Raw genomic sequence first — 21,897 nt, forward strand, 5'->3', positions numbered from 1 at the left:
TGGCGCCTCACTGGCATATGTTCGACTCCACCGGGGACGGTTTCCCCGGAAGGAGACCCTCATGGAAGAGTTGTTTGTGCGCCCGCGCGCACTGATGCGGATGCGCGAAGGCCCGCTGGGCGTGTGCATCGATACCTTCATCGACTCGTTGGCAGCGAAGGGCTATAGCCGCGACTCGCGACGCCGCGCCGCATGGTTGGTTGGAGACTTCAGCCGGTGGTTGGACGGACGCGGCGTAGCCGCCGAGGCAGTAGCCGAAGACTTGGTCGATGCCTTCTTGCGGGGCCGCAGGCGCTGTCGCGCCCCGAGGGCCGAAGACCGTTCGACGCTGCTGCGGCTGCTCGTGCATCTCGCGGCACAGGGCGTCATCTCCATGCGCTCACCCGAGCGCACTCCAAGCGAGGCTGACCAGATCGAGGCCGAGTATGTCGACTACATGTGCCACGAGCGCAATCTGGCACCTGCGACCATTCACTCCAATCGGATCACGGCCAGGAATCTGTTGACGTTCCTCTTCGCCGATGGATCATTGACGTTCAACACCGTTACGGCGCGAGATGTCATCGCCCACGTCAGGCTGGCGACGAAGACGTGCCGTCCGAACTCTGCATGCAGAGTCGTCGGTGGCGTTCGGGCGTTCTTACGGTTCGCGCTCTACCGCGGCTGGCTCGACACCGATATGTCTTCGCACATACCGGCGCCGGCTATTTGGTCGCAGTCATCGATCCCGCGCTCGCTCCAGGACGATCAGGTTCTGCTCACTCTCGCCCAATGCGATCGGGCTACGCCGAGTGGGTGTCGTGACTACGCGGTCATCCTCCTACTTGCGCGGCTCGGGCTGCGGGCTGGCGAGGTAGTAGCACTACAACTGGAGGACATCGACTGGCACGCCGGCGAACTACTGGTTCGCAATGGACGAACCCGAGTCGATCGCCTCCCGCTTCCATACGAAGTGGGCCAAGCGCTGGCCCAATACTTGAGCGAGGCCCGGCCACGCTGCCCCTCCCGGCAGGTCTTCGTCCGAGCGCAGGCACCGATTGAGGGGTTCTCCAGCGGGACCGCTGTTGCAGCGATCGTCCGCCGCGCGCTTCAGCGCGCCGGCATCGATGGGCCGAGCCAGGGAGCGCATGTGCTCCGTCACACCTTGGCCACCCGACTGCTGCGCGAGGGGTCGTCGCTGCGCGAGATCGGCGAAGTGCTGCGTCACCGCCAGCAGCAGACAACGACGATCTATGCGAAGGTGGACTTTCCCTCCCTGCGGGCCATCGCTCCTTCTTGGCCGGGAGGTGCGCCATGACGCCGCTGAGACAGGCCGCCACCGACTACCTTGCACTCCGGCGAGCGCTCGGGTTCAAGCTTCGGGCGAACGAAGATGCGCTGGTCGACTTCACGGACTTTCTCGACCGGCGCGGCGTCACGACCATCACGGCGGCGGCCGCCGTAGAGTGGGCCCTAAGCAAACCATCCACGCGCCCTGGCTTCGCTGCCGATCGGCTGCGTCGGATTCGCGGCTTCACGCTCCACCACCGGTTGCTCGACCCCGCCACGGAGGTCACCCCCGCCAATCTCCTTCCTTCACATCGGCATCGGCGACAACCGTACCTGTACTCGGACGATGAACTCGCCCGCTTGATGGCTTGCGCGTTGACGCTGCCTCCTACAGATGGCCTGCGAGGGGCGACCTACCACAGCCTGTTGGGGCTGCTCAGCGTCACCGGGATGCGGCTCGGTGAGGCGATCCGTCTCGAGGTCGGCGATGTCGATCTCGACCAAGGCTTGCTGACCATCCGGCAGACGAAGTTCGGCAAATCTCGGCAGGCTCCGATTACTGGCTCGACCAGGTCAGCACTCGCGGAGTACCGCGCGCATCGCGATCGCTTCGCCAAACGGTTGGCGCCGCCGCAGTTCTTCATCTCGGGTCGGCGGACGGCACTCGACCCGGCGCACATCCATCGGACCTTCTATCAGTTGCTCGATCAGGCGGAGGTACACGGCCCCGCGGGTGCTCCACGCCCTCGGCTGCATGATCTCCGTCACCGCTTTGCCATCCACACGTTGCTGCGCTGGTACCGGTCCGGCCAGGATGTCGAGCGCCACCTGCCGACCTTGTCTACCTTTCTGGGTCACGTGCGCATCGAGCACACCTATTGGTACCTCAACGCGTGCCCCGAGTTGATGGGCCAGGCGCTCGCCCGGTTCGAGCGTCACTGGGAGAAGCTGTCATGACCGCCGCGACTGGCAACCTCGCTGTGCTGCTGGAGGGGTTCTTCACCCGAAGACTCATGCAGCAGCGGCAGGCGAGCGGGCATACGATCGCCTCCTATCGTGACACCTTCCGGCTCTTCCTCCGGTTCATCCAGAAGCGCCTCAGGGTTGTCCCTAGCGCGCTGGCGTTGGAGCAGCTCGACGCGCCGCTGATCGCGGCGTTCCTGGCCGACCTGGAGCACGAACGCGGCGTGAGCGCCAGAAGCCGGAACCTACGGCTGAGCGCGATTCGGTCGTTCTTTCAGTACGCTGCGTTTGAGTCGCCGGGTCATGCTGGCCTGATCCAGCGCGTCCTGGCGATTCCCAGCAAGCGATGCACTCGCAAGCAGGTCTGCCATCTGACTCATGAAGAGGTCGAAGCCTTGCTTGCGGCACCGGATCGGACCACATGGTCGGGGCGGCGCGACCATGCTCTGCTGTTGCTTGCGGTCCAGACCGGGCTGCGTCTGTCCGAGATAACCGGCCTACGAGCCGCCGATGTCAGGCTCGGCACGGGCGCCCACGTCCACGTGCTCGGGAAGGGCCGCAAGGAGCGCTGCACGCCGCTGGCCAAACAGACACAGGCAGTATTGCGGTCATGGATGAGCAGCGACTTGGGACCTGAGCCCGCCGTATTGTTCCCAAATGCCAGAGGCAGCCGCCTCAGCGCCGACGGCGTCCAGTACCTTGTGGCCAAGCACGTTGCCACAGCCACCCGGGCCTGCTCATCCTTGACGCGCAAGCGCGTGACGCCACATGTGTTGCGCCACACCACGGCGATGGAACTCCTTCAGGCTGGAGTCGACCGGTCGGTGATCGCGATGTGGCTTGGCCACGAATCGCTGGAGACCACTCAGATCTACCTCGATGCCGATCTGACGTTGAAGGAGCGTGTGCTGGACAAAGTGGCGCCTCCCAATGTGGGGTCCATGCGCTATCGGCCGGAGGACAAGTTGATGGCGTTCCTCAGCGCGCTTTGAACCGGTGGTACCCCGGCATTCGCTTGCCAGTGTTGCAACTGCCTCCGTCGACAGCGCGGTTCGCGAGCGACCCTCATAGGCCGACATGTGGCCTCATGAGCACCGCCATAGCGGCACGGATTGCCATACGTGCCGAAGCCCGGCGTGCCGGGCTTCGAGTTACATTGCTGAGACAGCGATCAGAAGCTGGCCCACTCCCCGTCGGTGCCCGTCTTTTGCGGGGCAGTCTCGGCTGGTGTGGCCTCTGGGGTCTTGAGTTGTGCCGCCGCCGCCTTCTTGCCGAAAGCCGGCCGCGTCACGTTCTTCGCCCGCGCCGGGCTGCGCCGCTCGGCACTCCTCCAGTCCTGCGCCGCGACGGGTACGGCGGCAACCGGTGTCGCATGCGCCGACGATGCGTGCGCGAGCTTGAACACGCTGACCACCTGCACCAGCGCGCCGGCCTGGGTCTTCAGGCTCTCTGCCGCCGCAGCGCTCTCCTCCACCAGCGCCGCATTCTGCTGCGTCACCTGGTCCATTTGGCCCACTGCCTCACCGACTTGGCTGACGCCGCTGCTCTGTTCGACCGATGCCGAACTGATCTCGCCCACGATATCGGTCACGCGGCGGATCGACGTCACCACCTCGTTCATCGTCTGCCCGGCCTGGTCCACCAGCGCCGTGCCCTGCTCGACGCGCTCCACACTGGCGCCGATCAGGCTCTTGATCTCCTTGGCCGCCTCGGCGCTGCGCTGCGCCAGCGTGCGCACCTCGCCGGCCACCACCGCGAAGCCGCGCCCCTGCTCGCCGGCGCGCGCCGCCTCCACCGCCGCGTTGAGCGCCAGGATGTTGGTCTGGAAGGCGATGCCGTCGATCGTGCCGATGATGTCGGCGATCTTGCGGCTGCTCTCGCTGATGCCCTTCATCGTCTCCACCACCTGGCCCACCACCTCGCCGCCCTTGACGGCCACGCCCGAGGCGGCCTGCGCCAGCTGGTTGGCCTGCTGGGCGTTGTCGGCGTTTTGCTTGACGGTCGTGCCGAGCTGTTCCATGGTCGCGGCGGTCTCTTCCAGCGCGCTGGCCTGCTCCTCGGTGCGCTGGCTCAGATCGGCATTGCCCTGCGCGATCTGCGCGCTGGCAGTGGCCACGCTCTCGGCATTGCCACGCACTTCACCCACGACCTTGGCGAGGCTACTCTGCATCGTCGACATGGCCGACAGCAACTGGCCGATCTCGTCGCGGCCATCGACGGCCACGTGCGACGTCAGGTCACCACTGGCCACCGTCTGCGCCAGTGTCACGGCTCGGCCGACCGGCTGCGTGATTGAGCGCGTGATCAGCCAGGCAGCCAGCACGCCCAGCACGGCGGCCAGGGCGCTGAGCGAGAGCAGTAACATGCGGGCCTGCTTGTACGCCGCTGCCGCCGTTGCGGCGGCCTCTTCGTTGAGCCTGTCCTCGAGGTCGGCCAGTTCGCCGAGCGCCGCCAGCCACTGTGCCTGCACCGGCTTGACTTCCTTCAGCAGCACGCGCGTCGCCTCCTCGGCCTTGTTGGCCAGGCCAAGCTCGACTGCCTTGTTGTTCAGCGGCCGCGTGGCCGTCTTGAATTCCTTGATCTTGGCGAACAGCTCCTTTTCCTTGGCGGTCGTCTCGGCGATCGATTCGAACATCTTGCCGAGCTTCTCCTCGGCCGCGTCGTACGCGGCGCGCGACTTCTTCATCGCCTCGGAGACGCTCTGCATCTCGGCCGCGTCGCTCAGCAGGGCGATCTCGCGCGCGCCGGTCGCCACCTGATTGACGGCGATGCGCATGGCCACCGCCAGACGCGTCTCCACATCGTTGACCTCGGTGATATCAGTCAGGTTCGACTGGATCGCCGCCATGCGGTTGAGGCCGAGCCCGGCCACGATGGCCAGAAGCAGCAGCACGAAACCGAAGCCAAGGCCGAGCCGGGTGCCGATCTTCAGGTTCTTCACGATGTCCATGGGTGTTCCTTTCGGTCCTTCTTGTTTGCGAAGTCATTCAGGTCGGCGCGAGATCGGCGTCGGCGAGCAGTTGCTCGATGTCCAGCAAGATCAGCATCCGCGGCCGATCGCCCTGCTCGACCATGCCGATGCCCGTGATGCTGCCCATGTCGATGGCGCCGCTGAACTCGGGCGCCGGCTTGATCTGCGCCGGTGTCAGCGCAACCACGTCGCTGACCGCATCGACCACCGCGCCCACCGTGCGCCCGGCGACCGCGAGCACCACGGTGACGGTGCCGCTGCCGTAGACGGTTTCCAGCCCGAAGCGGCAGCGCAGATCCACGATAGGCACGATCACGCCGCGCAGGTTGGTCACGCCCAGCAGATGGGCGGGCGCGCCGGCGATGCGTGTGGGCGCCTCGTAGGAGCGGATCTCCTGCACGCGCAGGATGTCGATGCCGTACTCCTCGGCGCCCAGGCGCAGCGTGAGGACTTCGTTCGGTGCTGTCGTCGCGCTGGCGGCGACGGCAAGGAGTTCTTGCTGGGTGTGGGAGCTCATGACTCGTAAGAAGGTCTTGACACAGGACTATCGGAAGTTCTGGGGGGGGGGGTAAGGCCGAAATGCGAGGACATCCACACGCAATTCGGGCCTGCAGTGAGCCGCTGAGCACACTTCCCGCTCGGCGGTTACCTACCCGCAGCAAATGCTGCGAGTCCCTTCGACCCTTTCACGGCCGCCGAAGCCAGAGTCCGGTTGCAATCGGCATGCCGAACTTCGGCGGGTCAAGTCTGGGGAGTCGTCCCTGGCCGGGCACTGATGTACGGGCTTCGCATCTGAGCGTTAGTCTTGCGCGCATCGTGTACGTTCTGAGCGCAGCATGAGGAGTACCTGTGTGGTGCGCGTCGATGTTCGAGGTGCACCGACTGAACCCATCTATGAGCCCTTTCGGCAACCAGAGCATCCGCCGACTGGGCATCGGCCTGCATGGCGTCGAGGTCGATGATTGCATCGGCCATCGTTGCGAGGTGCGGGGCCTGGGTGATGAAGAACTCCTGTTGGTAGCCGCCGAGCCGGAGAACCTCGCGCTTCATATTCATGAGCATGCGCTTGTGCTCGGGGTCCAGCGGCCCATCGGCCTCGTCGGAGAAGAGCGTGTCGAATCGCCGACCGGTGTTTTGGGCCAAGTACAGGGCGATCGCGCGCGTGAGGCAGGCGTCGATGAAGGTTCGCTCACCGCCGCTCATCAGGCTCAGGCTCGTGCCTCCGCGCGAGTTGGCGCCGATCGTCCCCAAGTCAGCCGCGTTATGCCGCGTCGCTTCGCAGGTACCCGCCGCGCAGTTGCAGCGGCCGGGACGCCGGCCGGATCGCAAGCTCGGCATATCCGGGTTCTCGGCATAGTGGATCAACGAGTGCCTGACCAGAGCGATCGCGCTCTACTTGTCTGGCATCACCGGGCGCAAGATCGGCACGCTGTTCAGCGACGAGGCCGACGGGCCGCTCGACCCGGAGCGCAAACGCATGTTCATGAACATGAAGCGCGAGGTGCTGCGCCTGGGCGGCTACGCGTGCGAGTTCTTCGTGTCGCAGACGCCGGAGCTGACCAGCATGGCCGACCGGATCATCGACCTGGAGAGCATGGCGACGGAGGTCGCGGAGGTGACGGATTGACGGATTGGCTTCCAGAGCGGTGCCACGTAGTGTTGCCCGGGCTTCCACAGGGCGGCAACGTGGTCTTGTGCGTACGCGGAGAGCTCGGCGTCCGGCCGACGTCGCTCAACCTTGGCTGCTACGCGGAGGCGAAGAGGGTGATCAGCGAACTGAATCGTTCGCTGAGCATCGGTGAGCGCGCGGAGCGAGCGATGCTGGTGGGATGCCTGTTCGGCTGGGAAGGTGAGGTGGCGACAGCAACCATGCAGGAGGTAAGGCCTGCGGGGGTTACGGTCCACTGACAGAGGTGATCGAACCCGTGCACGCTGACGAGGCCGCGGGCGATTGCGGCGCGCGGTGGTCATGCGACGCTGTAGGAGAGCGTCTCGCCGGGCAGTAGCACCTCAGCGCACTGCACGAGGTAGTCGCGGTGTTGAGAAGCGGTGTGGCGGCCCAGGTACCTCCAATCCGTTCCATCTGATCGGGTGATCACGTAGATGACTGGGACGGCTTCATCGCGTCTGTGCAGTGCGGCCGCAGTAGGCGATGCCAGATTCTGCGACGAATCGGCGGGGGACGAGGGTGAGTAGACCTCGTCGACCCTGATCGCGCGCAAGCAGAATGGACAAGCCATGAGACCAGGTTCCGATTCGACCGGAACCCATGCGTTATAGCTGACCGCAGCACGGCAGGATGGGCAGGTGCCGGAAAGGTGTGCCGAGCACCGGGCAGCGAGCAACGATGCCAGCAACTCTGCATCGTTCGCAGCGTCCACAGGATCTCTGCCCGCGGCGGTGCGCAAGGCATTCTTGAGCCATGACGAAGAGGTCGGGTTGGCCAGCGCGGCGACGATGTCCATGCTGGGTGCCGGAGCCACGGGCGAGCTGGTGGGGCTTGTGGACACAAGGACGGTGGGGCAAGACGAAGACAAGGAACTTCCTGCGGGTTCAACTGGCATGGGGATCTCCTGTGTTGAAGGGCAAAAAGGGCGCGACATCGCGGCCTCTCTGAAACCGCCGTTGAGAGGTTTCAGAGAGGCCCCGGGCTTGGGGCCCGGGGTCGCTGCTTGATGGGATTCAGCTGCGCGGCAGGCCGCTGACGTCGGCCAGCTGCCAGGCCTGCAGATCGGGATACCGATCGGCGAAGTCGAAGACGAGGTCGCGGTTCGCAGGGCCCAGCGTGACTTGCACGAGCCATTCGCCGTAGCGCTGCTCGCGTGCGGTGCTGAGACCGAGCTGCTGCGCGTGGGCCGCCAGCGGATGCGCTTCGGGAACCCGAACGTTCGGGTACCAATTGCCGTGCGCGGGCAAGGCATCGTCGGCTTCGATGAGCCGGCGGATGCGGCGGATGTAGGCCTCGGGCGAGGAGTCGCGAGAGCCAGGCTTCAACGAGCCACCCTCGCACGCACCCGCGAAGTACACAGCCCTCTTCAGCACTTGCGCTGCGCTACCGAGCATGCAGACGTCCCAGTCCCGCGCGCGCTTGCCGGTGACCGCGTCCCTCAGGTTGTTGTCTCCGCCTTCGATGGCGACGACAAACCGCGGGATGGATCCCCGCTCGGGCGTCGCGGGCAGCCGCCAGCATGCCCACTGGTATTCGATGCGGTAGGACATGTCAGGCCTCCGCGGTCTCGAAGAGGCCCGCCTGAACGCGCGAGGCTGAAGCCGCGCGCAGTTCGATGCCGGCGCGCCATTGCGCCGAGTCACGGTCGAACTTGCTGCACATCATCGACGCGGCGTAGTAGGCCGCGCGCGCGAATCCCGGCTTGGCCAGGTCCAGCTCGACCGTGAAGGTGCCGTCGTCGGCGAGTCGGAACTGCTCGCCGAACTTCGACTGGAAGACGGCGAATGTCCCGAAGGGGCACGTCGTCCAGGAGGACTTCACGCCGGCCATGGCCGCCAGCGGCGCGCGCAGGACGGCGAAGGCCTGGATGCCGTGCTGCTGCTGCGCGGTCACCGCCGAAACCGACTCGGCGATCGCGGTGCGCCACATGCCGAGGTAGCGCTCGGGCGTGACGGGGAGGCCGGCCACGAGCAGTTCGTGATCGACGGCCTTCTGGGCGCGATCGCTGCACAGTGCGGAGAAGATCTCGTACTGCGCCATGTAGTTGATGCCTTGCGCGCTCGGGCGAAGCAGCGTCGGGCGCTGCACGCCATCGACCAGATCAACGGCCACCGGCAGGTAGCTGCGGGAGCTGTAGAACGTCGCGTCGTCGGGCAGATGAATGACCACGCGATTGATCTCGTTGATCGGGCGGTTGATGTCGGGTTTCAAGAGAGTTCTCCTGTGGATGAAAGAAGGGGCGCTGCCTGTTGGCGAGCGCCCCTTCGATGGGGTGAAGATGCAGGTCAGGCCGCCACCGGCAGGTCCCGGCGGCCGAAAGCCTCCGTGCAGAAGCGTTCGTCGCATGGCCCGCTGAGGATCAGCTCGAGGTCCTCGTTGGTGACGATGAGCCCGCCGAGGGCGAACGGACGACCGCTGCGGAAGTTCTCGGTGAGCAGCGGAGGTGCGCCTTCGTCCTGTACGACCACCATCCGCTCGTGCTGCTGGAGGTTCAGCGTCGAGTGGGTGATGGGGCGACGTGCCCGGAACAGCGCGTGCATTCGCCCAGACGAGTCAGGTTCGGCGTACAGGACGCGTGGAACCAGGCTGAAGTCGTGGCGCACGATGCGATTGCCGGCGTTGCAGCGCGCGTCGATGTGCAACTCGCGCATGAAGCTCGACGGGACGGTGAGCTGCAGGTAGTGCAGTGCCGCCTCGAGAGAGTCCAGGTCCGGGTAGCCGCTTGACATGTGGCGCATCTTGTTGACGTTCGGCTCCGAGCCGTGAAAGGCGCGGATAAAGAACTCGGACAAGGGGCGATCCCAGCCGCCAACGACGTAGGCGGGCTTGCCGCGCGAGGTGCGCGCGATGGAGAGGTGCTGGCTCATGACAGCAGCGTCCTCGTGAGCGGCCGCGGCGGCATGTCCAGGCGGCGGACCTGCTCGGGGAAGGTGAGTTCCTCCGGGTGTTCCGCCGACGAGGGCTTGGCGTGGGCCTGGATGACGTGGACGTCGGGAGCGACGGCCGCGAAGTAGGAGCGCACGGCCTGGTCGGCCTCGTCCGGCGTGGCGCCGGCGGCGTACTCGAACAGGTGCCGCGTGAAGCCGAGGCAACCCGCGTGCACCTCGAGGTCGAGCACGACGTGGACGAACCACAGTTGCTGCCCGTCCGGAAGGCTCAGGTACTGCGGGTCGACGCCGACAGCGCGGTGCGCGCGGATGAGTTCCGCGCGGCGCAGTGCGCGCGCTTCCGGCGAGAGGGATGCGGGATCCTGGAGGACCAGGGGCATGGAGGCGCTGGACGCGCCGAGGTGAAGACTCATGGTGTTCTCCCGTGGAGGTGCGCGCCGCAGCGCGCACCAGGGTGGATTCAGAGGGGGAAGGCCGTCAGCAGCTCCGAGAAGCGCGACCCGGGCGGCAGGCTCGGGGGCTTCACGGTGCCGAAGTGCGTCGGGACCTCTTCGGGCTGCAGGCGCTTGTCGCGCACCGCGGCCGTGTAGGCGTTCTTGCGCTCGTACCAGGCGAGCTCGTACTGCGCGATCGGGTCCCACTCGTCCGGCACGGAGAGCTCCACCTGGTACGCGAAGTCGACGGCGGCACCGTCGTGTTCGTCGTAGCGGATGGAGACCTCGCGGTAGGTGCCGAAGTCGTGCGGGTGGGTGCGGGCGACGTAGGCGACCGACACTCCCTCGGGGACCGGGAACAGGCGGTGCAGCATCCGGCGGAACACCTCGCACTCGCGCTGCGAGGCTTCGGTGTAGTCGGGGCTGCCCACCTGGGCACAGCTTTCGTTGGCCGGCACGGGGCCGATCTCGATGTATTGCATGGTGATGCTCCAGAAAGGGGGCGCGCCGGCGGCGCGCTCGCGATGGATGGACGAAGCCTGTGCCCCGCGCCGCTGCGGGCGGCGTGGGCGTCAGTTCAGCGCGAGGGCCGCGCTGGCTTCTTCGTTGGTCAGGAAGAGGTCGCGCTCGCAGTCGTAGTACGCGTGCTCGCCCCTCGTGGTGTTCCACATGTAGAGCAGCGTCCGACCGGTGCGGGTCTTCGTGGGCTTCTCGGTGCCGCCGCAGGCGGGCACCCAGTGATCGCCGGCCTTGTCGGTGAGCTCGTTCACATGAGCCCCCTCTCCGCCATCGACGTGACCGCGGTGCCATTGGTGGCAACGATCATGTGATCGATCACCCGCACGTCAACCAAAGCCAGGGCGGCCTTGATGGTGGCGGTCAGATGCTCGTCGGCGCGCGAAGGCTCAGTGCACCCTGACGGATGCGGATGGGCGCAGCAGATGGCGGCCGCGTTGAAGTGCAGCACACGCTTGACGATCTCGCGCGGGTAGACGCGCGTTTCGGAGATGGTGCCCGCGAACAGTTCCTCCACCTCGATGACGCGATGCGTCGCGTCGAGGTACACGACGACGAACGACTCGCGCTCGGCGCCGGCGAAGTAGACGCGAAGGAAGTTCTTCAACTCCGCAGGGGCGTTGATGAGCACCTTGCCGCGCACGGAGTCGGCCGCGATGCGTGTGAGCAGCTCGTGAGCCGCCGCGAGCACGTGGCGCAGGCGGCCCTGGCGCAGTGTGACGGGCTGCGGGATGTACTCGGCGATCGTGTTGTCGGAGCAGATCAAGTGCTCCGGCACGGCCGCGGGTGGGTCCAGAACGATCGACTCGAGTTCGGAGCGATCGAGCATGGCGAGGTTCATGGTGTCGTCCTCTCGGATGAAGAGGGAACACCGGCCACGAGGGACGGTGTCCCTCGGGGGATGGGAAGTTGAGGCGGCGTTCGATCAGGCGTCGGACAAGCTGACGCCAGGGCCGAAAACGCAATGCAGTTGGTGATAGGTGTCCGTCTCGAGGGAGCGCACGAGGATCGTGTGCGTGGACTGGACGGAGACAACCGCGCAGGTGCCGAGGTTGTGCGTAGCAACGAGGTCGCCGCTGCTCAACGCGCCTTCGCGCTTGAGCTTCACGACGCGGACGACGCCGAGCGGGATCCAGGGGGCGCCGTAGGGCTGGCGACCAGATGACATGGTGTCCTCCAACAAAGAGGGCACCGGCCGCCTGGGCTGATGCCCAGTTGCGGGTTGATGGCGCTGCCGCTGGGCAACGCGCCGATTCTCGTGCGGGTCACGACCGCTAACGCCACCGCCGCAGCGATGGATACCTCCTCGTGATGAGGACGGCCGAAGGCCGAAAAGGTGCAGTCAGTATGGCAAGACCGCAGTCGGCGCGCAATGCCACTGAGGCATCGGCGCGTGTTCACTTGTCCAGGGCCAGCGGTTGACCTGCGCATTGCGGGGGTGATCCTGCCCTCATGGACCCGAACGTGAGCCCGCTGCCCCTGGACGTGGACCACCTGACCGGGCCCACGGTCGCGCGGCTGATGCGGGCCAACGGCCGGACCATCGAGTCCGTCGCCAGCGCGATGGGGATCACGCCGAGCCGCGTGCGCGAGGTGCGGGCCAAGGGCGTGCAGGGAGCGCCCTTCGTGTGGGACTGGTCCGAGGCGATCACGGGCGACCCGCGCTTGGCCTGGGCCGACATCGCGCGCGCCTACCTCGGGTGTGCCGCTCGAAGCATGCCGGCATCCCAGGCGGGCCAGCGCGGCAGACCTTGAAGCGGCTGGCGGCGGCGAGAGCATGCATCGAAAGCAACGCAGCGAGGACTCATGAACGGCATGAAGGCAACCCAGCGGATCGTGGAAGCGTGCGTCGGCATGGGGCGGCACCAGCCGCACCAGCTGCTGGCCTGGCTGGTGGCGGACGTACTGGCAGGCTTCGGGCTACGCCGCGCGGATGCGGCGCCGCCCGACATGCGGCAATGGCTGGCGGATGCCTCGGGCGAGTACGCGCGCGCCGTCGTGGGCAGGCCATTCGAGGACGTCCTCGGCGAGGTCTACCAGACGCTCGCCTCGCGCGGGCACCGCGGGCACCTGGGACAGTTCTTCACGCCGAGCGCGATCACCGAGTTCATGAACCGGATGATCGCGCCGGCGAGCCTGCCCGACCCCGAGCCGGGGCGCCTCCTGCGCATGTGCGAGCCCGCGTGCGGCTCCGGCGCGCAGGTGCTGGCCTTCCTGCGCACTATCGTGGAAGCGAAGGGCGGCGCGGCGCTGCGGCACTGGTCGATCACCGCGATCGACCTCGACCACTTGTGCGCCGACATGTGCGCTACCCAGGTCCTGGCCAACCTGTGCATGGGGCAAGTGGACCTCGGCGAGCTGCTGGTGTATCGCGGGAACGCTCTGGGCAGGCACGAAGACCTCGGCGTCGTCGTCCACGCGACAACGCGGAACCAGACACCTGATGTGGTGCTGCCTGCGCTCCACCCGAGCCGACTGCACGCCTTGCGCCGCGCGGTCGGTGTGGCGACGCCAAAAGAAGCGGATCAGCAGGGCGGGCCAGCGCCGGTGCAGGCAGCCACCGTGCCGACGCCGCGTGTGCCCGCGCGCCAGGTGCGGCGCGAGGCGACAGCGCCAGCGGTCGAGTCGCCAGAGGTCGACCTCTTCGCGGACTGAGCGAGGCCCTTGAAGGCCGAGGCCCGCACGAGAACATGACTGCACGCTTCACAGGAAGCGAACTCACAGAAGGAGTCCCAATGAACGACGCAACGACGCTGGACATCCCGGCGCAGCCGACCCTCAAGGTGCGGCAGATCGTGCCGGGCCAGAACTACCGCGAGCACTACGACCCCAAGGCGATGGCCGAACTGCGTGCGCAGATCAAGGCCGCCGGCGGGGTCAAGTCTCCGATCATGGTGCGGCCGCACCCGACGCGCGAAGGCGTGTGGGAAATCGTCTACGGCCACCGCCGCTGGATCATCGCGAGCGAGGACTACGGCGACGACTACGACATGCCCGTCACGATCGAAGACCTCAGCGACGCCGAGGCGCGCGCGCTCGGCATCATCGAGAACAAGGGCCGCGACAACCCGAGCGCCATCGAAGAGGCGAAGGGCGCGGCGGCGCTGCTGAGCTTCAACGCCGGCGACAAGCAGAAGACCGCGAACCAGCTCGGCTGGGAACTGCGCGAACTCGACAACCGGCTGCTGCTGCTGAACTGCGCGCCGGAAGTGCAGAAGGCCGTCATCGAGCGCCACCCGCACATCGGCATCGGCCACGCCGAACTGCTGGCGGGCCTGCCGCAAGAGCGCCAGGTCAAGGTGCTGGCGGGCATCCTGCAGCACCGGGTGCCGGTGGAGGTGCTCAAGAAGCAACTCGGCCAGTTCGCCAAGCGCCTGCCGGACGCCATCTTCGACACTGCGCAGTGCGTCGGCTGCCCGCACAACTCCGGGCAGCAGGCCGCACTCTTCGATGCGTCCATCGGCGAGGGCTACTGCCAGCACCCGAGCCACTACGACGAGCTCACGATGGCGGCGCTCGAATCGAAGGCAGAGCCGCTGCGCGAGCGCTTCCAGGTGATCAAGTTCATCAAGCCCGAGGACGGCTTCGTGCCGCTGACGGTCGCTGCGGACGGCCCGTTGGGCGTCGGCGCCGAGCAGATGGAAGCGTGCAAGGGCTGCGCGAACTTCGGGTGCAGCGTGTCGGCCATCCCGGGCCACTACGGCGAAGTCGACGAGTCGCTGTGCTTCGATGCGGCCTGCAACAGCACGAAGGTGGCGGCGCGGCGCAAGGCCGAGCGCGAAGCGAACAAGCCGGCGCCGGCGAAGAAGGACGCTCCGGCCGCGACCAGCGGCAAGGCGCATGGCGCGGCACCGAGCGAGCAGGCGACCGAGGCGCAAAAGCCGCGCAACCAGGTGCCCGGCAAGGTGATCACGCACCGCGTCGAGTTCTGGCGCAAGACGGTGGCGAACCAGCTGATGGCACAGGGCGAGCGCAACCAGCGCGTGCTGACGGCCCTGGTGCTGGCGCGCGAGACGCGGGCGGTGAACTCGGATCGGTATGCGGATGTGGCGGTGAAGCTGGCCGGCGTCAAGAAGCCGAACCTGGGCGACGCGCCGCTGCGCAAGATGCTGGAACAGGCCGATGGTGTCGCGACGAGCGCGCTGGACTCTCTGGTGAAGGCGGTGACGGCTTCCGCCGCCTACGGCATCGACACCGAGGGCCTGGAAGCGCTGCTGAACTACCTCGAAGTGGACGAGGCGCGGCACTTCACGCTGAGCGAGGACTACCTGAATCTCCTGACGGTGAGCGAGCTCGAATCGCTTGCCGAGGAAGTCGGGCTCAAGAAGGCGATGGGCGAGCGCTACGCGAAGGCGAAGGCCGGCAAGCGCAGCGAGTTCATCCAGGCGCTGCTGGCGGTGGATGGCTTCGCCTACAAGGGGACCGTGCCCAAGGCGATGCGCTACCCGCGCCGCAAGTTCAAGTACCCGGAGCGCGCTGCGGCGCAGAGCCCGGTCGCGCCGACGCAGGACGCCTCGGCCGAGCGGCGCGAAGAACCGGAGCCCGCGCACGCGGCGTGAGCCCTCGACAAGCGAGGGATGGCTCATAGGATGACTTCGAGGGTCATCCCTCGCGCAACAGGAGATTCAACGATGTTCAAAGAGCTTTTCCCGATGGCCGTCAAGGGCGCGTTCAGCCTGCTTCTGTCGGCAGACGAAGGCAGCGGCCTCATGACGGTGATGGTCGTGCCCAAGAACACGGACGGCAGCAAGGAAGTGCCCGCGCTGGCCATGCCCCTCAAGCTGACCGCCACGCCGGACGAACTGGACGCCGGTTTCGTGCAGGCGCTGACGAGCTACTCGACCGCGCGCACGAGCCTGGACGAGCAGGTGGCGGCGACCAACGAAGTGCTGGAAGCGGCGAAGGCCGCGTCCGTGAAGAACGGTGCCGACGCGGTGACCAAGGCAGGCGCGAAGGCGGCACCCAAGGCCGCGGCCAAGCCGGCGGCTGCGGGCACAGAGCACGAGGACGACGAGAGCGGCGACGAGAACGGAGGCACCGGCGACGATGGCGAGCCGGTGGTGCCGGAGAGCAACGAAGCCAAGCAGCCGGCGTCGGTCGGCGGCGCCGGCGTTCCCGACCTGTTCGGCGCCTGAAAGGAGGCAACCATCATGTCCATCGTCGTTGCTGCAGTGGCCCGTTGCTTCAAGTACAACGGCATGACGCTGCCCGACATTCCCGGGCTGTCCGTCGATCAGGTCAAGGAGGTCTACGGGGCGCAGTACCCCGAACTGCTGACGGCCGAAGCCCAAGTCGGTGAGGTGGTCCGTGGCGTCCAAGAAGTCTCGTTCAAGCGCGCGGTCGGCACCAAGGGCTGACGCCGCCGATCCGGTCGCTCGCTACGCCGCGCGGCTGGATCGGCTGCTTGCGCAGCCTGCCACGGGTGAGGCCGAAGCTCTTGAAGCTGCGATGGGGGACGAGAGACTCGTTCGTGTGAGCGGCATCGTGCAGCAGTTCGCCGAGGACGTGCGGGGTCAACCTCGCGGCGACCGCCAGGAGCGTCAGGAGCGAATGGTTGTGCACGGTGCGCTTCTGCCGCCACTGTTATGACCATGTTCCAACTTCCCTTCCTCGATCCCCGCATTCCTCGCGAGCTTGTGCCCCAGGCCTCGCGGCGTCGCGGCGCCTCGTTCGCCAGAACGCTCATTCGTGCGGGTGTGTTCGACGCCTCCCTGATGCCGGCGCGCCCGGGCTCTGACCACATCAAGACCTGCCAGGCCGTGCTCGAAGGGTGGGCGCGCCGCGAGCTGGGCGGCTTGCGCATGCTGCATCCGTACTTTTCGATGACGCTGCGCGACAGCGACGAGCATGACGGACGCGGCGCCAGACCGATTTGCGTGGTCGAGTGGGGAGGGGCCTCGTTCGGCGTGCGCAACGTGGGTCCGGCGCTGGAATACCTGGAGAGCCGCAGACCGAAGCTCGGAAGAACCGTGCTCAACGCGCTGGAACGCAGCGCGTGGCGCACGCTGCCGATCTACACGCCCGAGATCGTCATCGAGTGCGCGAGCGACACCTACTGGTACGGCGAAGAGGACGAGGAAGCTGCGCTGGACGAATGCTGTGGAGACGATGCGCAGGAGCGCGAGTCCATGCGCAACGGAATGGTGACGCGCGCGATGTTCAACAAGACGTTCCCTGCCTGGGCGCTTGGCGGACGAGCTAAGCCGCTGGGGCGCAGAACGCTGCTGCAACTCGCCGGCGCCTCGCGGGACCGCCGCGTCACCGGCGTGGTCGAGAGCGTGCTCAAGCTGCTCGCCGTGGACATGGACGGCTACGACTGGTCTTGCCGCGACGGCCGGTTCGTCGGCTTCTCCGGCGTACTGGCCTGGGACGAGGAAGACAAGCTCACGACGCGGGTGCTAGACGACTACGAGCAGATGGTCGCGGAGAGCGGCGACTACTTCGAGACATGCGGTGAGGACACGATCGACGCGGGGGACGAAGAAGCCCTCGCCGGATGGTTCGGCTTCATGGGAAAGTGGTGCGCCGCCGTGAAGGCGCTGGACGACTTGATCTGGCAGCTCACGGAGGGAGACTGGCCTGCACAGACGAAGGGCAGGCGATGAGCGCAGGACGACAGGAAGTGAGATTCACGGTTTCGGAAGAGGGTGCGGCCACGGTCCAACTGTCGCGCGCGATCCTGATCTACGCGACCAAGGGCGGCAGCAGCTTCGCCACCGTGCACGATGTGGCGGCGCAGCCCAACGGCGCAGCGACGATCCTTCCGGGCCGGCCGATGACGGCATTCGCCGTGGCCCGGCTGGCGGGGCGCCTCACGAAGCGCCGGCAGGGCGGCTTCATCCCGGACAGGCTGCTGTACCGGGACTCTGGCGCCGTCGCCTGGTGGGTGCCGCCGACGCAGCGGCGCATCTGGTTCCGATGCGAGGAAGGCAAGCTCGGCGGCGCCGAGCGTTCCGAAGTCGTCGGCCACCCGGGTCTCGTGTTCTGCGCGACTGCCTCGCGGAAGTGGTACGTATGGGCGGTGAAGGGAGGCGCTCGCCCGACCGAGGGCACGAAGCTGTTCCGCGCGCCGTACTTCAACGTGTGGGAGAGCGGCCAGATCTGCGTGGGCAACGTGGACCTGCCCGAGCGGGCCACGGCCGAGAAGATCGAGGAATGGAACAACGCCTTCTTCGACAGCTGGTTCACGCATCCCAACGTGCATCAGGAACTGGTGCACTACCGAGGCGGCTCCTACGCCTTCTGGCGCGACATGCTCGACGGCAAGCATCCGGCCTTCCCGGAGCGCGTGCTGGTCAGCCTCGACCGCTCGCTCGGTGAGGCGATGCAGCAGCCGAAGGGGGGACGCCATGACTGACCCGCGCGACCTGGCGATTCAGGCCACCTGCCCGGTGGTGGCCATGCCGATGTTCGGCGAACTCGGGCCGCAGCCGCTCGGCCAGCGCATGGTGCTGGGAAGCAACGGCCTATTCGTACAGATGCGAACGCCGTGGTTGGAGTGCACGGCGCGCAGCGGCGACGTCGATATGCGCTTGCCGTTCGGGCAGGTTCGCGAGACGATCAGGTTCACATTCGGCGGCATTCCGCGTGCGCTGCTGGAAGCCTTCGTCGAGCATGCGAGGGCGGCGCTGCCGAACGAGGTGGCCGGTGCGCTCATCTACGACACGACGAGCGGCGACTTGCGCCTGAGCATGCATCGCGCGTTGGCCGCAGGGCCGGGCCACGTGAACTACCGGATCGATGACCTGGCTGAGCAGGAGGTTCTGGCGATCGACCTGCACTCGCATGGCCGACTGCGCGCCTTCTGGTCATCGGAAGACGATCGTGATGACCAGGGCGTCCGCGTCTGCGGCGTCTTCGGCAATCTCGACCGCAAGCGGCCCACGGCGTGCTTCCGCCTTGTCGTGAACGGCCTGTTCCGCGACCTGCCGCATCCGTGGGACGCGAAGCCCAGCGAGCCGGCTGGCGGATAGAAGGACGCCCCGGCACGAGAAGCGCCGGGGCGTGGAAGGCGCATCTGCCCTGCCCAGGGAGGTGAGACAGGGGCGAATCGAACGCGCAGGCCATTATGCGTTCGACATGGCGGCGCGGTCACGTCACTTGTGCGTCACGCGCGCGGCCGTGCGACAACGCCGGCTTGAAGACGGCCAGCTCGCGGCGATGATGCTTTGCAAGAGAAAGAGAATCGACATGGAACACTGCATCGGCCGACACCTTCTGAGCCAGCGCGTCCGGGTGCACCTGGTCGGCGTGGGCGGCAATGGCGCGCAGATGGCCAACTGCCTCGCACGCCTAGACATCGCGATCCGCGCACTCGGGCATCCGCACGGGCTGCACGTGACGGCCTTCGATGGCGACACGGTGAGCGAATCGAACGTGGGCCGGCAGATCTACAGCCCGGCCGACGTCGGCCTGCACAAGGCCGTCGTGACGATCAACCGGCTCAACCAGTACTTCGGTCTGGATTGGGATGCCGTGCCGACCCACTACAAGCCGCCGCCCTCGCATGACTACGGCAGCGGGCCGTCGATCATCATCAGCTGCGTGGACTCGGCGCGCGCGCGGCGCGAGTTGCACCGTTGGCTGTTCAGCCGGGGGTCGAGTGCGGCCTACTGGCTCGATCTCGGCAACACCGAGAGCTCGGCGCAGGTCGTGCTCGGGCAACCGAAGCCGCACCCGTTGCCGGAGAAGTACGAGTGGGATCGCCTGCCCTGCGTGACCGAACTCTTTCCTCAGCTGCTCGAAGAGAGCCAGGAGGACGACGCGCCGTCCTGCTCGGTGCGAATCTCTCTGCAGTCTCAGGGCCTCTTCGTCAACGACATGGCGGTGCGCTGGGCGTCGCAGCTGCTGTACGAGCTGTTCCAGGGTCCGATCAAGCAGCACGGCGTGCTGGTGAACCTTGCGGCCAAGCGCGCCGGCCCCATCGAGGTCAACCCCGCCGTGTGGCGCCGATTCGGCATCAAGCGGCGGAGACCGCGCGGCATGGCGCAATCGTGACCGGCCGCGCGGTAGGAGCGGCAGGGGCCGATCAAGTTTGTCGAGCAGAGGAAAGCGGGGGTCGTAGCACCCGACTTTCCGTTGGCGCGCCCGGCGCGATCCCGCCAGCATGTGGGGGTGCGCGGCGGCTGGCGCCGGCGAAGGAAGCGGATCGGAATGAGCACTCAAAGCGATGCCGGGCTGGCGACCATTCAGGTCGGATACCAGATCACGCCCGACGAGGGCGGTGGTTGGGCGCTCACGCTGCGAGTGGCGGAGTTGCCGGGCGGCCTGCTGGCGGACCAACTGGGCCGCACGCTCGTGGCCGTGGTCCAAGGCTCGCTCGAGCCGGTGACGGCCGCCGAGCGCGCGGAAGTGGCGCACTGACAGTCGCGACGGCGGCCCTTGAAGCCACCGCCTTGTGGCGAAGAATGAACTCGTGCAAGAGAACAGGGGAGTCTGATGACGGAATCGCAGGTGATCGACGTGTTGCAGGTGCTGGGCTGGATCCTGACCGTGATGGGCCAGATCCAGGTGGCGCGCAAGCGCCGCGCGGGCTTCGCAACGTGGATCGTCGCCAACGTGGTGCTCATCGGGTTGTGCGTTCGCATGGGCTTGTGGTGGAGCATCGGGATGTACGTGACCAACATCGTCGTGTGCGCCTGGTCTTTCAAGTCGTGGGGCGGCGAGCGGACGCACACGATGCGGTCGCTGTTCGTGAACAAGCCCGTTTCCTGGTAGCGCGCGAGTACGGGGATGCAGCCCACTGAAGAGCAAGAGCGCATCGTCGCCAGCCGCGCGCGGGCGCTGGTGGTCGAGGCCGGGGCGGGGGCAGCCAAGACGACGACGATGAAGCTGTACGCGGGCGCGCGGGCGCGCTCTCGCATCCTCTACCTGGCCTTCAACAAATCGATCCAGCTCGAGGCTGCGGCACGCATGCCCGCCAACGTGACCTGCCGGACAACGCACTCGATCGCATGGCGCAAGGCGATCGAGTTGTTCGGCAACGCTGCGGCGCAGCGCGTCGGCAAGACCTATGGCTCATCGGTGTCCCGAGCCTTCCGCTGCGGTCCTCTGGCGGCCGCTGGGGCGCTGCAGGCGATCCAGAATTGGTGCGGCTCGCTGGACGACCAGATCACGTCGGCGCATGTCCCGGCCGAGATTGCCGAGCGCATGGCAGACCCAGGAACCGTCGTCGAGCTCGCGCGCGCGGTGTGGGAGCGGATGTGCAGGCGCGACGGCGGCGAGCTCCGCATGCCACACGACGGGTACTTGAAGCTCTTCCAGATGGATGGGCCGGTGCTGCGCGGTCAGGACCTGATCGGCGTGGACGAGGCGCAAGACCTCAACCTGTGCACCTACGACATCGTACGGCGGCAGGACGGCGGATTGATGCTGGTGGGCGACTCGGCACAGCAGATCTTCACCTTCCGCGGCTCGGCCAACGCGCTGAAGATCCACCAAGCCGACGAACGACTGCAGCTCACGCGCAGCTTCCGGTTCGGGCCGGGCATCGCGCAGATGGCGAACGCGCTGCTGGGACACTTCAAGCCGGAATGCACCTTGCGCATCGTCGGCGCAGGGCGCACGCAGACGCGACTCTCGGTGGACACCAACCGATCGTTCGCGGTGCTGGCCAGGACCAATGCCGTCGTCTTCGAGGAAGCGATCGCGTTCTTGCAGACCAACCGCCGCTACCACTTCGTCGGCGGAACGGACGGCTACCGAATGGAGAAGGTGCTCGACGCCTTCTACCTCTGGTCAGGTGACGCCGGCCTGATTCGCGACCCCTACCTTCGCAGCTTCGGGAGCTTCGACGACCTGCAGCAGCTGGCCGAGGACGCGGCCGACCCGGAACTGCGGCACCTGGTGCGCGTCGTGGAGGACTACGGCAACCGTGTGCCCGCGCTGGTGGACCAGATCAAGTCGCGGCACGTGGCGCTGGAGAAGGACGCATGGGGCTCGTTCGACGGCATCTTCTTCTCGACCGCGCACAAGTCCAAGGGGCTGGAGTTCGACCAGGTGTGGCTGGCGGACGACTTCATGAAGTTCTTCGAGGACGGCCGAGAGCTCACGGCGGAAGACGTCGATGAGGCGGACGTGAACCTGCTCTACGTGGCGCTGACGCGCGCCAAGGAGGCCGTGCGCTTGTGCGAGTCGTTCGACGAGTGGCTGCAGCTGCGGCATCAGCGCCCGCGCTAAGGATTGAAC

General features: G+C 66.9%; 28 protein-coding genes and 1 pseudogene. 16 read left to right on the plus strand and 13 right to left on the minus strand.

All coding sequences use genetic code 11. From position 1 onward, the window contains the following. The first annotated feature begins 61 nt into the window (after positions 1-61). The 3 genes from D9C15_RS29645 to D9C15_RS29655 are packed head-to-tail and all read left to right on the plus strand — an operon-like array spanning position 62 to position 3,224. Positions 62-1,297 carry a site-specific integrase gene (locus tag D9C15_RS29645; RefSeq protein WP_128002998.1) on the plus strand — a complete coding sequence of 412 codons (1,236 nt, stop codon included), beginning with the start codon at positions 62-64 and terminating at the stop codon, positions 1,295-1,297. Further along, on the plus strand, positions 1,294-2,226 hold the full coding sequence (locus D9C15_RS29650) for a tyrosine-type recombinase/integrase (RefSeq protein WP_128003000.1): 933 nt from the start codon (positions 1,294-1,296) through the stop codon (positions 2,224-2,226). The genes D9C15_RS29645 and D9C15_RS29650 overlap by 4 nt, the downstream gene beginning before the upstream one ends. Next, complete coding sequence (locus D9C15_RS29655; protein WP_128003003.1) at positions 2,223-3,224, plus strand: site-specific integrase; 1,002 nt, start codon at positions 2,223-2,225, stop codon at positions 3,222-3,224. Before D9C15_RS29650 ends, D9C15_RS29655 begins: the two co-directional genes overlap by 4 nt. 179 nt (positions 3,225-3,403) lie before the next feature. On the opposite strand, the gene D9C15_RS29660 is transcribed toward D9C15_RS29655, so the two are convergent. The 3 genes from D9C15_RS29660 to D9C15_RS34525 all read right to left on the minus strand — a co-directional run bounded on the left by D9C15_RS29660 (position 3,404) and on the right by D9C15_RS34525 (position 6,454). Then, positions 3,404-5,182, minus strand: a complete 1,779-nt coding sequence (locus D9C15_RS29660; RefSeq protein WP_205854945.1) for a methyl-accepting chemotaxis protein — start codon at positions 5,180-5,182, stop codon at positions 3,404-3,406. A 37-nt stretch (positions 5,183-5,219) separates the two neighbouring features. Beyond that, positions 5,220-5,720 (minus strand): chemotaxis protein CheW, encoded by a 501-nt coding sequence (locus tag D9C15_RS29665; protein ID WP_128003005.1) that lies wholly within the window; start codon positions 5,718-5,720, stop codon positions 5,220-5,222. Between the two features lie 224 nt (positions 5,721-5,944). Then, on the minus strand, positions 5,945-6,454 hold the full coding sequence (locus tag D9C15_RS34525) for a P-loop NTPase family protein (protein ID WP_205854946.1): 510 nt from the start codon (positions 6,452-6,454) through the stop codon (positions 5,945-5,947). A 106-nt stretch (positions 6,455-6,560) separates the two neighbouring features. On the opposite strand from D9C15_RS34525, the pseudogene D9C15_RS29675 reads away from it, so the two are divergent. Next, positions 6,561-6,830 (plus strand): annotated as a pseudogene (locus D9C15_RS29675) (DNA repair protein); the annotation flags it as partial. Positions 6,831-7,170: 340 nt separating this feature from the next. Here the strand turns inward: D9C15_RS29675 and D9C15_RS29680 are convergent. The 9 genes from D9C15_RS29680 to D9C15_RS29720 form a co-directional block, all read right to left on the minus strand. After that, complete coding sequence (locus D9C15_RS29680; RefSeq protein ID WP_128003007.1) at positions 7,171-7,668, minus strand: hypothetical protein; 498 nt, start codon at positions 7,666-7,668, stop codon at positions 7,171-7,173. Between the two features lie 217 nt (positions 7,669-7,885). Continuing rightward, complete coding sequence (locus D9C15_RS29685; protein ID WP_128003009.1) at positions 7,886-8,422, minus strand: hypothetical protein; 537 nt, start codon at positions 8,420-8,422, stop codon at positions 7,886-7,888. Between the two features lies 1 nt (position 8,423). Continuing rightward, the gene (locus D9C15_RS29690; RefSeq protein ID WP_128003011.1) at positions 8,424-9,083 is read right to left on the minus strand and encodes a hypothetical protein; all 660 of its coding nucleotides are present in this window, start codon (positions 9,081-9,083) and stop codon (positions 8,424-8,426) included. 74 nt (positions 9,084-9,157) lie between these two features. After that, the gene (locus D9C15_RS29695; RefSeq protein ID WP_128003013.1) at positions 9,158-9,739 is read right to left on the minus strand and encodes a hypothetical protein; all 582 of its coding nucleotides are present in this window, start codon (positions 9,737-9,739) and stop codon (positions 9,158-9,160) included. Beyond that, entirely contained in the window at positions 9,736-10,173 is a 438-nt protein-coding gene (locus tag D9C15_RS29700) for a hypothetical protein (RefSeq protein WP_128003014.1), read from the minus strand. Before D9C15_RS29700 ends, D9C15_RS29695 begins: the two co-directional genes overlap by 4 nt. 47 nt (positions 10,174-10,220) lie before the next feature. After that, complete coding sequence (locus D9C15_RS29705) at positions 10,221-10,676, minus strand: hypothetical protein (protein ID WP_128003016.1); 456 nt, start codon at positions 10,674-10,676, stop codon at positions 10,221-10,223. 90 nt (positions 10,677-10,766) lie between these two features. Then, positions 10,767-10,964: a hypothetical protein gene (locus D9C15_RS29710; protein WP_128003017.1), complete on the minus strand. Its 198-nt coding sequence runs from the start codon at positions 10,962-10,964 to the stop codon at positions 10,767-10,769. Beyond that, on the minus strand, positions 10,961-11,551 hold the full coding sequence (locus tag D9C15_RS29715; protein ID WP_128003018.1) for a JAB domain-containing protein: 591 nt from the start codon (positions 11,549-11,551) through the stop codon (positions 10,961-10,963). The genes D9C15_RS29710 and D9C15_RS29715 overlap by 4 nt, the downstream gene beginning before the upstream one ends. A gap of 84 nt (positions 11,552-11,635) precedes the next feature. After that, positions 11,636-11,878, minus strand: a complete 243-nt coding sequence (locus D9C15_RS29720) for a hypothetical protein (RefSeq protein WP_128003020.1) — start codon at positions 11,876-11,878, stop codon at positions 11,636-11,638. Between the two features lie 296 nt (positions 11,879-12,174). Between D9C15_RS29720 and D9C15_RS29725 the strand changes: the two genes are divergently transcribed. The 5 genes from D9C15_RS29725 (at position 12,175) to D9C15_RS29745 (ending at position 16,067) form a co-directional block, all read left to right on the plus strand. Further along, positions 12,175-12,465 (plus strand): hypothetical protein, encoded by a 291-nt coding sequence (locus tag D9C15_RS29725; RefSeq protein WP_128003022.1) that lies wholly within the window; start codon positions 12,175-12,177, stop codon positions 12,463-12,465. Between the two features lie 51 nt (positions 12,466-12,516). After that, positions 12,517-13,365: an N-6 DNA methylase gene (locus D9C15_RS29730; RefSeq protein ID WP_128003024.1), complete on the plus strand. Its 849-nt coding sequence runs from the start codon at positions 12,517-12,519 to the stop codon at positions 13,363-13,365. Positions 13,366-13,445: 80 nt separating this feature from the next. Further along, a complete protein-coding gene (locus D9C15_RS29735) occupies positions 13,446-15,269 on the plus strand; it encodes a PRTRC system ParB family protein (RefSeq protein WP_164886915.1) in 1,824 nt (607 codons plus the stop codon). 72 nt (positions 15,270-15,341) lie between these two features. Next, the gene (locus D9C15_RS29740; RefSeq protein ID WP_259372617.1) at positions 15,342-15,845 is read left to right on the plus strand and encodes a PRTRC system protein E; all 504 of its coding nucleotides are present in this window, start codon (positions 15,342-15,344) and stop codon (positions 15,843-15,845) included. A gap of 15 nt (positions 15,846-15,860) precedes the next feature. Beyond that, entirely contained in the window at positions 15,861-16,067 is a 207-nt protein-coding gene (locus D9C15_RS29745) for a PRTRC system protein C (RefSeq protein ID WP_128003030.1), read from the plus strand. Here the strand turns inward: D9C15_RS29745 and D9C15_RS29750 are convergent. Next, positions 16,039-16,272, minus strand: coding sequence for a hypothetical protein (locus D9C15_RS29750; RefSeq protein WP_128003032.1), 234 nt, complete (start codon positions 16,270-16,272; stop codon positions 16,039-16,041). The two genes, D9C15_RS29745 and D9C15_RS29750, sit on opposite strands and share 29 nt — an antisense overlap. A 29-nt stretch (positions 16,273-16,301) precedes the next feature. Here D9C15_RS29750 and D9C15_RS29755 point away from each other — a divergent pair, with 29 nt between their 5' ends. The 7 genes from D9C15_RS29755 to D9C15_RS29785 all read left to right on the plus strand — a co-directional run bounded on the left by D9C15_RS29755 (position 16,302) and on the right by D9C15_RS29785 (position 21,888). Beyond that, entirely contained in the window at positions 16,302-17,315 is a 1,014-nt protein-coding gene (locus tag D9C15_RS29755; protein ID WP_164886916.1) for a PRTRC system protein F, read from the plus strand. After that, on the plus strand, positions 17,312-18,067 hold the full coding sequence (locus D9C15_RS29760) for a PRTRC system protein B (protein ID WP_128003036.1): 756 nt from the start codon (positions 17,312-17,314) through the stop codon (positions 18,065-18,067). The genes D9C15_RS29755 and D9C15_RS29760 overlap by 4 nt, the downstream gene beginning before the upstream one ends. Continuing rightward, positions 18,060-18,683 (plus strand): PRTRC system protein A, encoded by a 624-nt coding sequence (locus D9C15_RS29765; protein WP_128003038.1) that lies wholly within the window; start codon positions 18,060-18,062, stop codon positions 18,681-18,683. The genes D9C15_RS29760 and D9C15_RS29765 overlap by 8 nt, the downstream gene beginning before the upstream one ends. Before the next feature lie 31 nt (positions 18,684-18,714). Beyond that, positions 18,715-19,707, plus strand: a complete 993-nt coding sequence (locus tag D9C15_RS29770) for a PRTRC system ThiF family protein (RefSeq protein WP_240668650.1) — start codon at positions 18,715-18,717, stop codon at positions 19,705-19,707. A gap of 156 nt (positions 19,708-19,863) precedes the next feature. Beyond that, positions 19,864-20,073 (plus strand): hypothetical protein, encoded by a 210-nt coding sequence (locus tag D9C15_RS29775; RefSeq protein ID WP_128003040.1) that lies wholly within the window; start codon positions 19,864-19,866, stop codon positions 20,071-20,073. 75 nt (positions 20,074-20,148) lie between these two features. Further along, positions 20,149-20,427 carry a nicotinamide mononucleotide transporter gene (locus tag D9C15_RS29780; protein ID WP_128003042.1) on the plus strand — a complete coding sequence of 93 codons (279 nt, stop codon included), beginning with the start codon at positions 20,149-20,151 and terminating at the stop codon, positions 20,425-20,427. A 15-nt stretch (positions 20,428-20,442) separates the two neighbouring features. Continuing rightward, a complete protein-coding gene (locus D9C15_RS29785) occupies positions 20,443-21,888 on the plus strand; it encodes a 3'-5' exonuclease (RefSeq protein ID WP_128003044.1) in 1,446 nt (481 codons plus the stop codon). Positions 21,889-21,897 lie beyond the last annotated feature (9 nt).

Origin of the sequence: Piscinibacter defluvii (genome assembly GCF_004011805.1) — a bacterium.
GTDB lineage: Bacteria > Pseudomonadota > Gammaproteobacteria > Burkholderiales > Burkholderiaceae_C > Piscinibacter > Piscinibacter defluvii.